This window comes from Syntrophomonas zehnderi OL-4, assembly GCF_000983115.1.
In the GTDB taxonomy this organism is placed as follows: domain Bacteria; phylum Bacillota; class Syntrophomonadia; order Syntrophomonadales; family Syntrophomonadaceae; genus Syntrophomonas_B; species Syntrophomonas_B zehnderi.
Map to the genome: position 1 here is coordinate 1 of NZ_CGIH01000020.1, position 13,608 is coordinate 13,608.

At 41.9% G+C, this 13,608-nt stretch carries 12 protein-coding genes and 1 pseudogene; 10 read left to right on the forward strand and 3 right to left on the reverse strand.

Features of this window, described 5'->3' with window-relative positions; translation table 11 throughout:
- From AAV90_RS05470 to AAV90_RS05485, 5 genes and pseudogenes are all read left to right on the forward strand, one after another.
- Positions 1-218 (forward strand): ATP-binding protein (locus tag AAV90_RS05470; protein WP_046496452.1); only part of this gene is annotated, 218 nt, incomplete at its 5' end.
- A 49-nt stretch (positions 219-267) separates the two neighbouring features.
- Positions 268-435: pseudogene (locus AAV90_RS14430) on the forward strand (IS5/IS1182 family transposase); the annotation flags it as partial.
- 163 nt (positions 436-598) lie between these two features.
- Positions 599-910, forward strand: a complete 312-nt coding sequence (locus tag AAV90_RS05475) for a PadR family transcriptional regulator (protein WP_046496454.1) — start codon at positions 599-601, stop codon at positions 908-910.
- A gap of 292 nt (positions 911-1,202) precedes the next feature.
- A complete protein-coding gene (locus AAV90_RS05480) occupies positions 1,203-1,991 on the forward strand; it encodes an ABC transporter permease (protein WP_046496456.1) in 789 nt (262 codons plus the stop codon).
- Positions 1,992-2,002: 11 nt separating this feature from the next.
- Positions 2,003-3,010: an ABC transporter ATP-binding protein gene (locus AAV90_RS05485; RefSeq protein ID WP_052729614.1), complete on the forward strand. Its 1,008-nt coding sequence runs from the start codon at positions 2,003-2,005 to the stop codon at positions 3,008-3,010.
- A 354-nt stretch (positions 3,011-3,364) separates the two neighbouring features.
- On the opposite strand, the gene AAV90_RS05490 is transcribed toward AAV90_RS05485, so the two are convergent.
- The gene (locus AAV90_RS05490; RefSeq protein ID WP_046496458.1) at positions 3,365-3,754 is read right to left on the reverse strand and encodes a winged helix-turn-helix transcriptional regulator; all 390 of its coding nucleotides are present in this window, start codon (positions 3,752-3,754) and stop codon (positions 3,365-3,367) included.
- Between the two features lie 372 nt (positions 3,755-4,126).
- Here AAV90_RS05490 and AAV90_RS05495 point away from each other — a divergent pair, with 372 nt between their 5' ends.
- On the forward strand, positions 4,127-4,729 hold the full coding sequence (locus tag AAV90_RS05495; RefSeq protein WP_046496460.1) for an FMN-dependent NADH-azoreductase: 603 nt from the start codon (positions 4,127-4,129) through the stop codon (positions 4,727-4,729).
- 617 nt (positions 4,730-5,346) lie between these two features.
- Here AAV90_RS05495 and AAV90_RS05505 read toward each other — a convergent pair.
- Positions 5,347-6,591 (reverse strand): MFS transporter, encoded by a 1,245-nt coding sequence (locus AAV90_RS05505; protein ID WP_046496465.1) that lies wholly within the window; start codon positions 6,589-6,591, stop codon positions 5,347-5,349.
- A gap of 411 nt (positions 6,592-7,002) precedes the next feature.
- Between AAV90_RS05505 and metE the strand changes: the two genes are divergently transcribed.
- Together metE and metF are read left to right on the forward strand one after the other, a co-directional pair.
- On the forward strand, positions 7,003-9,297 hold the full coding sequence (metE, locus tag AAV90_RS05510; RefSeq protein WP_046496467.1) for a 5-methyltetrahydropteroyltriglutamate--homocysteine S-methyltransferase: 2,295 nt from the start codon (positions 7,003-7,005) through the stop codon (positions 9,295-9,297).
- Positions 9,275-10,138 carry a methylenetetrahydrofolate reductase [NAD(P)H] gene (gene metF / locus AAV90_RS05515; RefSeq protein WP_046496469.1) on the forward strand — a complete coding sequence of 288 codons (864 nt, stop codon included), beginning with the start codon at positions 9,275-9,277 and terminating at the stop codon, positions 10,136-10,138. The genes metE and metF overlap by 23 nt, the downstream gene beginning before the upstream one ends.
- A gap of 29 nt (positions 10,139-10,167) precedes the next feature.
- Here metF and AAV90_RS05520 read toward each other — a convergent pair whose 3' ends face one another.
- On the reverse strand, positions 10,168-11,091 hold the full coding sequence (locus AAV90_RS05520; RefSeq protein ID WP_046496471.1) for a LysR family transcriptional regulator: 924 nt from the start codon (positions 11,089-11,091) through the stop codon (positions 10,168-10,170).
- A gap of 621 nt (positions 11,092-11,712) precedes the next feature.
- Here AAV90_RS05520 and AAV90_RS05525 point away from each other — a divergent pair.
- Both AAV90_RS05525 and AAV90_RS05530 read left to right on the forward strand, forming a co-directional pair.
- Complete coding sequence (locus tag AAV90_RS05525; protein ID WP_198142821.1) at positions 11,713-12,501, forward strand: Ig-like domain-containing domain; 789 nt, start codon at positions 11,713-11,715, stop codon at positions 12,499-12,501.
- Between the two features lie 69 nt (positions 12,502-12,570).
- Entirely contained in the window at positions 12,571-13,605 is a 1,035-nt protein-coding gene (locus tag AAV90_RS05530) for a FecCD family ABC transporter permease (protein ID WP_046496474.1), read from the forward strand.
- The last annotated feature ends 3 nt before the right edge of the window (positions 13,606-13,608 follow it).

A 13,608-nucleotide genomic window follows, 5' to 3' on the forward strand; every position in this document is an offset into this window, starting at 1 on the left:
AAGCAAATCTCTTTTTTCAATTGATCAACCAGCTTTACGGGCAGACCTCCATTATCATCACATCCAACAAAGGCCCGGAAGAATGGGGTGATATTCTGGGTGATCCGGCCATTACAACCGCTATTTTGGATCGTTTAATCCACAAAAGCGAGGTTATTCATCTAACTGGCGACAGCTATCGTCTGAAGCATCGTCAAACCATTTTTGGTAACAATTAGGTGTCCAAAATTATTTAACGTTTTTTGTTCAAAACTACTTGACGGTTACAGCATCCGCATTCAGGCCAAACTAACAGCCCTGGCGGTAAACTTAAAGCGGATAGCCAAACTGGTATCCGCTTCAAAAGGGTTATCTTCGTTTATTTTGAGGTTTTTATCCTGCCGGTTACAGATTAACCTACCTGATGGGCTGTGGGTAGCCGCCAGGGCGGCTTAAAAGGGTTGCTTTTTCAGTGATCTCGGACGGTTCTTTTGACACTCTGGGTGACAAAAGAACCGTCCCCCTGACACTAGAAAAATAATACTTGACTGCCATTTTCTTTATCTTGTATACTAATATCAATTTCCAATATCGAAAACCAATATCGGAAGAGATAAATATGATTAAGAATATGCTTTCAGGTTTCGTTCGTCTTCATATTCTGCATCATGCTTCTTTGGAACCTATTTATGGAGTTGAGATGATTGAGGAGTTAAGAAGGCATGGTTACAGAGTAGGAGCTGGTACCGTATATCCGGTTTTACACCAGATGGAGGAAGACGGATTATTAATCTCGGAAAAAGTAAATGTAGAAGGTAGAATTCGCATTTATTATCAAATCACCGAAAAGGGTCGTCAGGTTCTAAACGAAAGCAAGAAGTGGCTGGGTGAATTAGTCAAAGAAGTCCTGGAAGAGGACGATAGAACATGAACCCGGCCATAGAATTAAACGGAGGAGGGAAGAAGGCAACTCGTTTACATATTGGGCAGATTTTTCTCTTTCTTTCATCCCGGACTACACTGTTTGCTAATACCAGATATTTTGATCCGTTTTGCTAAGCAGATTCCCTATGCGTTTTTTTCTAGATTACCTCTATCTTTTTTTAAAGAGGCTGACCCTTAAATAGTTGCAATGAAACGGGTATGCTTCAATTCTAATTACAACGGTATCCCTTGAATGCAGGAATTGTTAATTCGTTCTTATGAAATGGAGATGACAAATATTGAAGACGTTAGTGGTTATGAAACGGGAACTACAGGAGAACTTGCGTAATTATAAAACGATTTTTTTGCTGATGTTTATCTTTGGGGCGATATTAATGGCTCTTTATACGGAAGTTGGGCCTACCGCAAATTCCAAGAATGTGTTGGATCCCTTCTTCGAATTGTTTGCGGTTCTATGCCCAATGATAGGCATTCTTACTGCCATGGACGCCGTTGTGGGCGAAAAAGAAAAAGGCACGATGGAACTTGTTCTCTCCAAACCATTACCTCGCCGTTCATTGTTATTAGGCAAATACATGGCTTTTGTCGTAATGGTTGTGCCATTGCTGGTTGTTGAATTGATTGTAGCTTATTTCTGGGCACAGTTTTCAGGAATATCTCAGTACCGTTGGCAGCTTCCCATGCCTGCTTTCAGCCAATGGATGACGTTTGTAGCCATTGTCACCTGTGTGTCGCTATTATTCATAGCCATCACCACATTTATATCTATGTTTGCACCGACAACGGCCACCACCGCACTTTGCGCATTAATATTTATGGCTCCTGCGCATCCTCTGGGGGGAGAATTCCTCAGACAAGTCGGACTGCTATTGAATATTGACAGCTTTGTCGGACTGCCTATTGTTATAAAATTCTTTTTAAGTGTTTTCTCTAAATACCAAAAATTCGCACTCTCCTTCCCTGCTGATGCCCTGCTTACCTGTGTATCCCTGCTGATTATGACTTTTATAGTGCTATTTGTCGCTAGTATTATTTTTGAACGGCAAAACGTTGCCTTTAAGAATTAGGAGGAAGCGTTATGAATGAATTCGCAGTTGATGCTAAAGGATTAACGAAATGTTACGGCGACCTTAAAGCAGTAGACAATGTGAGTTTTCAGGTTAAAAAGGGCAGTTCTTTTGGCTTGCTGGGACTAAACGGGGCAGGCAAAACCACAACATTTAAAATGATGGTCAGTCTAATCCGTCCAGACAGCGGAACTGCCATAGTATCTGGATATGATGTGGTTAAAGATCCCATGATGGTGCGATCACACATAGGCTATGTAGCAGAAAATCCATCTTTCTATACCAGGATGACCACATTGGAAACCCTACGTTATATATCCCGTCTGTTGGATGTTCCTATTAACGACCAGAACCGGCGCATTGACTATGTGTTAGGGCTCGTGGGGCTATTAAATAAAAAGAATGCCCTGGTGGGAGGTTATTCGAGAGGAATGCGGCATCGTCTAGGTCTCGCCCAGGCGTTGCTTTCAGAACCCCAAGTTCTTTTTTTGGATGAGCCTACCCTGGGGTTAGATCCACTTGGTGCTAAGAATATGAGGGAATTGATTCTGAGGTTGCGTCAAGAACAGGAAGTAACAGTGCTAATGTCATCCCACGTTCTGCCGGAAGTTGAAGCGATTTGCGATCAAGTAGGGATTTTCGATCACGGTCATTTGGTAGCTATGGATACTATTGAACATTTACGCAGTACTGCAAGCGATAGCATTAATATCGAGCTTACCTTGGCTGAAACAGATCCACAGGTAGTTGAAAATTTGCGAAAGCTTCCCGGGATTAATCATATAGAAGCGAAAGGAGACAGGCTGTATATTAATGCTATTAAGAGTGAAGAACAACGGCCTCGCATTCTGCAGGAGGCCTTAGCAAGTAATGCGAAAGTATTATCCTTTGGTATACAGGAGAGCAGTTTAGAGGACATCCTGTTGCGGTTAGTCAACAATGACGTTAGTGATGCGCCAGAACAACATTCGGGATTTATTTCTTCATTTTTTCGTTTGAGTCGAAAAAAGCGTAGCTAACTAACCTTTGATATTCTCTGATCCTGATTTAATAACGGTATTAGGAGAAATATTGTTATGCATGCCCCTTGAAAAAACGCACATACCGTCTTGCGCTTGTATCATTTTATAGTAGATTAGCTATAATCTATGAATTAGAAAACCCTTGCGATATCCGTAAGAATGCGGTTTTGCAGGGGTTTAGAATTTTTAGCCGCCTCGTTAAGCAAAACGGCCGTCCCTTCTTTTCCTCAGCATTGGAGGACTTATCTAGCGGATAAACCGATCTGCTGCCCTAACACCTGAAGTTGCGGGTACTATGAATCATGGGATGTCAGAGGTACATGGTTGTTGGCATCCTGGAATACTCAAACGTTATTTTTCTTGAACGGGGGACGATAATTCGGCTTTTTCTAAATAATCTGCACCGAAGCCGTGCATCATCTCTAATATGGGGATAATTTTCCTGCCTAATTCGGTTAATCCATACTCAACTTTTGGAGGAGTTACTGGATATATGTTTCGATATATCAAGCCATCTGCCTCTAAGCTCCTTAATTGTTGCGTGAGCATTTTTTGAGTTACATCGGGCAGTTTTTTTCTAAGTTCATTAAATCTTAATGTCTCGTAATTTAAGTACCATAAAATCAATATTTTTCTCTTGCCGGAGAGAAGATTTTGAACCAAAACCATTGGGCAGGTTTCATACTTCAAACATTTTTCTTTCATAAAGCATGTTTCATGTATTTCTTTATTACTTGTCATTATATCGCCTCATTTTAAGTACCCTTTTAGATACTACGGCACAAAATTGCACCTACTTACCTAAATGATACTGTAATGCTTGTATTTTATCACAATATCGCAGTTATTCATACAACTAATCGGAGAATATGTTGAATTCCTAAGTGGAAACAGCTTAAAGGGGAACAGGAACATAGATTTGTTGTTATTTAAAAATCCCCAGCAAATTTTGCTATTTCCCAGTGTACTAAGGACTACAATGCTATTTGTTGATTTTTTTAGTTCTTACAGTATCTTTTTAGAAACTACAGCACTAAATAGTACCTACTTGCTCAATAGATACTGCAATGTTAGCATTTTATCATAAATGAAATTAGAAAGGGGCAGATACAATTGAGTACAGTACTCTATATCAAAGCCAACCCAAAACCTCAAGGAACATCAAAAACCTTAAGAATATCGGATAAGTTTATTGAAGTCTATAGGGAGCATAACCCTGATGATTTAATTATCACCCTGGATTTATATAAGGAAGGTATTGGTTTTCTAACAGAAGAAGGAGTCATGATGCATTGGGTAGAGCCAGGCGAAGGAAGAAACCATCCCGTCCTCAAATATGCCTACCAGTTTGTGGAGGCAGATAAATATGTATTTGCGGAGCCAATATGGAATCTGGGAATTCCTGCAATATTGAAGGCTTATATCGATTACATAAGTGTTGCCAATATTACCTTTAAATACACAGCCGAAGGGCCGGTAGGGCTGTGTAATGGTAAAAAAGCAGTGAATATTACCTCAAGAGGCGGAAATTTTTCCGAAGGCGAACTTGTTGCCTGGGAAATGGGGGATAGATATCTAAGAGCGATCTTAAATTTTTTGGGAATAACAGATATAACTACCATAGCCGCAGACAACATGGATGTGGCGGGGCAGGATCATGAAGCTATAATTGCCAGCATAATGACTAAGGCCCAGGAAATTGCCAAGAGTTTCTGATTCTATGAGGGGGCCATCAACTAATCAGAAATCAGCAACGGCGTTTCGGTATCGGTTTTGATAGATGCAATAAATTAAAAAACATACCAACCTGATGCTAAATAGCTTCGGATACCGTAAGCCATACATAAGCCTTGGCCCATTTTTTTAACCCGTATGATCAACCGGAACTCATGTCCCAGCCAGACAGAGTCAATAAAACTGACAGGGGGTTTCAGCCTAGCGCTTAAGCCTCCTGTTAGTTTTCAAGTTGTCAATGCAATGTCAAGGGGATTGCATTTGGCGCGAAAAAAGTTTATGAGCCAATAATCTGCAATCCATTTACGCAAACCGCCTGAGCGGGCAGTAGTCTTCGAATGTAAGGATGAACGAACAAAATAAAAAGGTCAAGATAGGCATTAAATAAGTCCCAACCCCAGTCAGGTTAGATTTTTGCAAAAAAAATTATTATATTTTTTACCGTCCGCTTTTATAACCTGGGAACAAAAACAATACCGTCCAAAGGCTAAAAGAAGTGAAGAATTATATTTTGCTGAGCTGATAGAGGTTAGGGGGTGCGGTACGCACCCCCTGCAGGCAAGCTACCTTATATTGAAGGGAAGTGATTCAGTTTCGGGTTAACTATGCCACTGTTCCTCAAGCTTGGGTTGGCGACTCAGAATGAAATAGAACAATCCAAGTGCGACCAAGGCTACTGCCATAAAGCCATACCAGACCGGAACCATAGTGCCGAATTTGTCATATACAGCACCGGTTATGGGCATGGCAAACGCCAGTCCCAAAGTAATAAAGATATTCATGATTCCATAAATGGTGCCATAATCAAGGTTGCCAAACAGGTGTCCGATTACGTAGGAGGGATATACGGTAGTAATAGGAGAACCGAAGGCAAAGGCCAGTACAAATAGTCCTACCATGATCAGGGGCTGCCCGTTGATAAAGAAGAACAGTGCAGCGATCATTAATGCCAGACAGAAGGTTACTCCAACTTTAGGTCCGAATTTATCCAGGAATGTTCCCAGGAACATCTTACCTATTACCAGGAGTCCCATATAGACTGCCATGACGGAAGCTGCAAATGTGGCAGAGTGGCCTAGATCCTGCATGAAGATAGGAATGTTGTTTTGTATACCGACCTGAAGTAGCAAGACGGTAAAGAAGGCGAACCCAAGCAGCCAGAACAAAGCATTTGAGGAGGCCTCCTTAGTGGTTAGCCCCTGCACTGAAGCTGCCTGATCGTCTTCAGACCCAGTTGAACCGAGGGGCGCAAGTCCTTTAAGCGAGGGAAACAGTTTAATAACGAATAAGGCAAATGGTAATGTAACCGCCAGGAATATTATCCCCAGAACTACATAAGACATTTGCCAGCTATAATTGTTTATTACATATTGTGCTAACGGATTACAAACCATACCGCCTATGCCACTGCCGGTAAAAGCAATGCCCATGGCCAAACCGCGTTTTTCATTGAACCAGTTGGTAAGCAACATGGACGCCGGCAATGTCGAAGTTCCTGCCCCAAACAAGCCTACAATTATTGCAATTAAATAAAAGTGCCACAATTGGGTTGCTTGAGAGAAGGCCATAAATCCAAGCCCCGATACTATCAGACAGACAGTAATTACAACCTGGGCATTGTATTTGACAAGAATTTTTCCCAGGATTGGCGATGCGACCATTAGGGCTAGGGCCATCAAGGTGAAATACAGTCCCAAACCGCCACGTGAAAATCCCATGTCGGAAATGATGGCACCGAACAATACCCCATAAGTATTGATCAGAATACCAACGCCAGCAAACATGAGAAAGAAAGATGCGACTACAATCCACCAGCCATAAAACAGTTTGCCCTTCTCTTCCATCTAATCATCCTCCTTTTACTTCAACTACTAGTGCGAACTAAGCATGAAAAAAGGTTGGTGATACGACAAGAACTACCATAATCCCTCCTTTTTGTATATTTGAAACACTTACCCTGAGTATATCAATTAACCAAATATTATTCCAGCTTATCATACATATATGGATATTTTATTTATGGATGATTTTTGCTTAAAATTGCGGCGATTTAGCCGTTTCAATATTTCAATAATTTAAATATGTCTTGCCGGCCGTTATAACAGACGGTAATTGCTAATTCAATATGGCTATAATTAAGGTGCCTTGCATAGCTATAGTAAATAACTATGGTAAGACATATAAAACACATATTATGCTATGGCTAAGATGTCATGGTATATTGTTGCCATTATAATTGGAAGGTGAAAGCTATCATGAGAACGTCAGTTATTGGTTACCCGAGGGTAGGAAATTCGCGGGAATTAAAATTCGCAACCGAGAAGTATTTTGAAGGGGTTTTATCGGCAGCGCAGCTTCAAGAAACGGCTACCCTACTTAGAAATGCACATTGGCAAGCTCAGTTTGAAAATGGGATTGATTTCATACCGTCCAACGATTTTTCTTTTTACGACAATATGCTGGATACCGCGGTTCTGCTTAATGTAGTTCCCAAACGGTACCGCGATTTACGGCTTGAACCTCTAACTGAGTATTTTGCCATGGCGAGAGGTTATCAAGGTGTAAACGGAGACGTAAAGGCTTTGGCCATGAAAAAGTGGTTTAATACAAATTACCATTATATAGTGCCGGAGATTGAGGATGATACGGAAATTACGTTGGCGGGAACGAAGCCGTTTGATGAATTCCTGGAAGCGAAGAATCTGGGGATTGTGACCAAACCGGTTATGATCGGAGCTTTTAGCTTTATAAAACTCACAAAATTCACCGGCCGTAAAACATTGGCTGATTTCATTACAGATATTATCGAAGCATACTCAAAGATTCTTATAAAATTTAATGATTTAGGTGTGGAATGGATACAATTTGACGAACCCGCGCTGGTTATGGACTTGACCGCGGATGACATTGCTCTGTTAATTAGAGTTTACAGTGAAATCCTTTTGGCAAAAGGCGGTAGCAAGGTGCTTTTGCAAACCTATTTCGGCGATATACGCGACTGTTACCAGGAGGTTATCGCTCTGCCTTTTGATGGTATAGGATTAGATTTTATTGAAGGTAAAAAAACCCTGGAATTGGTTCAACGCTTTGGGTTTCCTGCCGACAAAACCCTTTTTGCCGGTTTGGTCAATGGCAAAAATATCTGGCGAAACCACTATGAGCATACGTTGCATATCCTCGCAGAATTGGGTAAATCTGTCCCTGATATTGTTTTGGGTACCTCCTGTTCGCTGCTGCACGTACCGTATACTTTAAAAAATGAAAGTTCCCTGTCTGATGAATATAAAAAATATTTTTCCTTTGCGGAGGAAAAATTGACTGAACTGGCTGAGCTAAAAAGGATAAGCTCAAGCGAAGTCCCGGTCAAGGTTTCTGAATATATTGAAAACAGCAGGCTCTTTCAGGCCAGCAGGTTCTGTCCAAACGCCTCTGTGCAATCTGCAGTTTCCTCACTTTCCCCGGATGATTTCATCAGACAGCCTGCATTTAATGAACGTGAGAAAATCCAGCAGGCGATGCTTGATCTTCCCTTGCTGCCAACTACAACCATCGGTTCATTCCCGCAGACGGCAGAGGTCAAAGCGAACCGTGCAAATTTTAAAAACGGCAAAATTAATTTAACTCAGTACATTAAATTTAACAAAGAAAAAATAGCCGAATGTGTTGCACTGCAGGAGAAAATCGGACTTGACGTGCTTGTTCATGGTGAATTTGAGCGTAACGACATGGTTGAGTATTTCGGCGAATGCCTTGCGGGATTCCTTTTTACAGAAAAAGCCTGGGTGCAATCTTACGGAACCAGGTGTGTTAAACCGCCAATTATATGGGGGGATATTTCCCGCTCCCAACCCATGACGGTTGATTATAGCGTATATGCTCAATCGCTTACCACGAAACACATGAAGGGTATGCTTACCGGACCCGTCACGATTTTAAACTGGTCGTTCCCCCGTGAGGACATTTCTTTGCAAGATTGCGCCTTTCAGATCGCACTTGCTCTTCGGGACGAGGTGCTTGATCTTGAAGCCAACGGCATTAAAATAATCCAAATTGACGAGGCAGCACTTCGGGAAAAGCTTCCGCTGCGAAAAAGTGATTGGCATCGTGAATACCTGGACTGGGCAATTCCTGCATTCAGGCTTGTTCACAGTGGTGTTAAGGCACAGACTCAAATTCATACCCATATGTGCTACAGCGAATTCAGCGATATTATCAGGGATATTGATAATATGGACGCTGATGTTATCACCTTCGAGGCTTCCCGTTCAGATCTAGCAATTATTGATGTATTGAATCAGTGCGCCTTTAAAACCAAGGTGGGGCCGGGTGTCTATGATATCCATTCGCCGAGGATTCCCAGTACCGAAGAAATCAAGGCAGCACTTTCAAGGATGCTTGAAAAAATCCCCCAGGAAAATCTCTGGGTAAATCCGGACTGCGGGCTAAAAACGAGAGGAAATGCGGAAACGGTTGCGAGCCTGAATAACCTCGTGGCTGCTGCCCAAGAAATCAGGAGGAGTTTGCACAATGAAAACATCTGCAATCTTTAAATACAAAAAAGTGCTGTCGCTGGAAATTTTTCCGCCCAAGCGAACAGCCCCTATTGACACGATTTACCATACCCTCGATGAGTTAAAAGGCTTAAATCCAGAATTCATCAGTGTTACTTATGGAGCAGGCGGAAGTGAAAATAACGATGCAACCCTGGAAATCGCATCAGCTATTAAAAACCATTACGGTATCGAGAGTGTTGCGCATCTTCCCTGCATCAATCTCACAAAAAGTGAAGTGCTGTTTATGCTGGAAGGCTTAAAAAAAGCAGGCATCGAGAATATTTTGGCCCTGCGCGGTGATGTGAGCTCCGAATTTCCCCCCAAGCAGGATTTCAGGTATGCCAGCGACTTAATTTCATTCATCAAGCAAAACGGTGACTTTAATATAATCGGCGCGTGTTATCCAGAGGGGCACAGTGAATGTCCCAGTCTTATTGATGACATACGCAATCTAAAAACGAAGGTGGATGCCGGAACCGATCAGCTGATTACCCAGCTTTTTTTCGACAACAGCTACTTTTATGCATTTCGGGAACGGGCCAGTATCGCAGGTATAAACGTACCGATTCAAGCGGGAATTATGCCGGTCGTAAACAAAAAACAAATTGAAAGGATGGTATCGCTGTGCGGCGTAAAGCTACCTAAAAAGTTTATAACCATGATGGAGAAATATGAGAACAATCCTGTAGCCATGCGTGATGCGGGAATTGCCTATGCGGTTGATCAAATTGTTGACCTGATAGCCCAGGACGTGGATGGAATACATTTATATACGATGAACAATCCCTATATTGCCCAGAGAATTTACGCAGCCATTAGCACTCTGCTGGCAGCGTAACCTAAGGGGCCTTTCCTATTCGGGCAGGCTTATGACAAGACAGTGTAACCGTATTCAAAAATCAAGCGCTTCAACTCTACAATATAATCCGAGGCAATCGCACTTAAATGGGCTTTCTCATTTGCTATCCAGCCCACCAGCATTTTTTCTTCCGTCTCCAAAGGCACGGAAATTATGTTGTCGCCGTTTAAATCGCTGTTTAGAACACCAGTGCAAATCGTATATCCATTCAGGCCGATCAGCAGATTAAAAAGCGTTGCGCGATCGCTGACATAAATGGTTTTCTTGTGGGGAGCGGTACTTAAAATCTCCTCTGAAAAGTAAAACGAGTTATTTTCGCCTTGCTCAAATGCCAGGAAAGGAAAACCGTCCAAATCTTCCAGAGTCACTGATTTTTCCCTAGCCAGCGGATGAGCCGAACTGATAAAAACATGTGGATCAGCTTCAAAAAGAGGGTTAAAGTGTAGATGATTTTCCTTTAAGAGCTTATTTAGCACTTGTTTATTAAAATCACTGAAGTAAATAATGCCTATCTCGCTCCGAAGATTCTTAACGTCTTCAATTATTTCAAAGGTTCTAGTCTCCCGAAGCGTAAATGTGTACTCATCCACATCCAATGCCTTAAGGAGATTGACAAAGGCGTTGACAGCGAAAGCGTAATGTTGCGTTGAAACCGAGCAGAGCTGTTTGGTAGGCTTTTTACCCAGATAGCGCTGTTCCAGAAGTTCAACCTGTTCTATAACCTGGCGCGCATAGGATAGAAATTCCGTTCCATCCACAGATAAAGAAATCCCTTTGGGGGTTCGGTAAAATATCTCCAGGCCCAGTTCGGCTTCCAACTCTTTGACGGCATTTGAAAGGCTTGGCTGGGAGATAAAAAGCTGTTTGGCGGCTTCGGAAATTGAACCGCATTCAACTATTTTTATAATGTATCTTAATTGTTGAAGTGTCATCGTTCATCCTACTTACTATCATTTTTTATCACAGATGTTAAACAGTGAAAATACCATATACACATTATATATAAAAATTCTATTTTCTGCTTAATTACCCTGTCTTCATACCTAACTGAATCATATATTTTGTCATCCACTGTGAAATTCCCCCAAAAGGCATCTAATAAATTAGTTAAAACTCAAGTACCTGCGTCCTCTTTGCTTTATTCAAATGTATGTATCTGGAAAAATACTGGTTTAAGTACTAATCTCTAAAAAACTGGAGGAATCGTTTCCAAACAGACTAGAAAAGGTCATGAGAACCCTGAAAGGCAAACAGACTTATTCATTTGCAGGAAATATTATTTACGTGTCGAATACTTGCAGTTAATTTGACTAAACAATTATAACTTCGAGCCTGCACGCCTAAAGTTTATATCAGGGTTAGTGTACGCCGAGAAACGGGCGAGCCTCCTGATGTGGAAAGGAGTAAAAAAAAGGCATATTAAAGCCCGGCTAATACTTTTTGCCGGGTATTATTTTGGCCTTTAATAAGGTGAGGGGGATAGTAAAGATTAAATTACCTTATCCATAATTCAGGCAAGAATAGCTCCGGTAGCATTATTATTAGGGGGAGATTTGGAATTGACAGGATGCAAAATTAAAAACATTTTTAGAAAAACGTTGATTACTACACTGGTGTTTTTATGCTCTGTTATCCTGGCCATCCCAGTACTAGCAGGGCAGGGTGATGGCAGCGGAGGAGGTAAAAACGAGTTCTTAGCTCTGGTTAGCTCAAATCCGCTTGATGGCCAAAAAGATGTAGCTTTGCCAGTGAAGATAAAAATGACTTTCAGCAAGAACGTGGTTTATATGACGGTTCGGGATAATAACAGTAAATGTTTTACCATGTATTCTCAAAATGGCAAACAAGTACCTATCGAAGTACTAATGGCAGATGATCAGATAGAATTTGATAAAAGACGGGACATAGAAGTTAAGCCTCTACAGGAACTGAAAACAGGTACTAGATATACGGTAAAGGTAGCCCCCCAGTTGGAATCAAAAAGCGGAGTAAAATTGGGGAAAGAGACTACGTTAAGTTTTACTACTGAAGGTGTTCTAGCAACTGAGGAAAACTTGCCAGCATTCACCAGTAAAGATACGGTTACAAAAAGTACTACTGGCGATTCATATGAACCGAAAGCCCCGGACAGCGAGCTAGCAAGGAATGAGAAGCCGGGCAAAAACCCGGAACAGGTAGCAGAATCGAAAGCAAAAGATAGTGAAAAAAACGCAACTAAGCTGACAGGAAGCATTACCAGTTCAAAAGAAATCAGCAATAGGGGTATTATAGGAATTGTCGCAGCTATTATTATTGCTCTCGCACTGGTTTATGTAATTTATAGAAAAAATGGTAAGCAGTAAAGGCATGATAAAATATAGCAGTTTCATTTTACAACTGGTTAGCTTTATACCCATACACAGGTGTTTCCTATGAACGGCAATTATCTAGAGGATAATACACATAAAAGGAGATTAACCTACCTGTTGTTGGTAGTTGCGCCCCTGGCCTTTATTTTTGTATCCCTTTTTTTGGGCCGGTATCCGGTATCAATCTCCGATGTTATCTACATATTGTGGTGCAAAATATCCGGGACTCCCTGCAGCCTGCCTGAAATATGTCAGACCATAGTATGGGACATCCGCTTGCCCCGTGCTATTCTAGGGGCTATGGTGGGCGGTTGCTTGGCTGTAAGCGGTGCTGCTTTCCAGGGAATATTTCGTAATCCCCTGGTAAATTCAGGTATTTTGGGGGTCAGTTCCGGGGCAGGATTCGGTGCAGCTTTGGCCATCATATTATTTAACGCTACTGCCCCCACCTATATTTTTGCCTTTGCTTTCGGTATCCTGGCGGTGGTATTAAGTTATCTTATTGCCCAGGTATATAATGCTACTCCTACTATTATGCTGGTTCTGGGCGGGGTTATTGTATCGTCGGTTTTTTCTGCGCTCATATCCCTAACCAAATATGTTGCTGATCCTATGGATCAGTTACCGGCCATTGTCTTTTGGCTTATGGGCAGTTTGGCATCGGCCCGATATCAGGATATTTCCATAGCCGGAATTCCGATGTTAATTGGCATTTCGGGATTACTGGCCATTAGATGGAGAATTAATGTAATGTCCATGGGGGATAAAGAAGCCCAATCCCTGGGCATCAACCCGGTTATTAATAAAGGTATTGTTATTGCCTGTGCTACCCTGGCAACCGCCGGAGCTGTTTGCGTAAGCGGTATCATCGGCTGGGTAGGGTTGGTCATGCCTCATATAGGTCGTATGCTAGTGGGTAATGACAACCGGATATTGATACCTACCAGTTTATCCCTGGGGGCCTGTTTTCTTATCCTAGTAGATAATCTGGGACGAATGCTGACCGGCTCGGAAATACCATTGGGGATTCTTACTGCCTTGGTAGGAGCGCCCTTTTTTGTCTATCTCTTGAAAATAACTAAAGGGGGAGGATGGTAGGCC

Coding starts and splice junctions, on each gene's coding strand:
- AAV90_RS05490 (WP_046496458.1), bottom strand. CDS start 3,754: ATGACAAGTAATAAAGAAATACATGAAACATGCTTTATGAAAGAAAAA.
- AAV90_RS05505 (WP_046496465.1), bottom strand. CDS start 6,591: ATGGAAGAGAAGGGCAAACTGTTTTATGGCTGGTGGATTGTAGTCGCA.
- metF (WP_046496469.1), top strand. CDS start 9,275: ATGAAAACATCTGCAATCTTTAAATACAAAAAAGTGCTGTCGCTGGAA.
- AAV90_RS05520 (WP_046496471.1), bottom strand. CDS start 11,091: ATGACACTTCAACAATTAAGATACATTATAAAAATAGTTGAATGCGGT.
- metE (WP_046496467.1), top strand. CDS start 7,003: ATGAGAACGTCAGTTATTGGTTACCCGAGGGTAGGAAATTCGCGGGAA.
- AAV90_RS05485 (WP_052729614.1), top strand. CDS start 2,003: ATGAATGAATTCGCAGTTGATGCTAAAGGATTAACGAAATGTTACGGC.
- AAV90_RS05530 (WP_046496474.1), top strand. CDS start 12,571: ATGAACGGCAATTATCTAGAGGATAATACACATAAAAGGAGATTAACC.
- AAV90_RS05475 (WP_046496454.1), top strand. CDS start 599: ATGATTAAGAATATGCTTTCAGGTTTCGTTCGTCTTCATATTCTGCAT.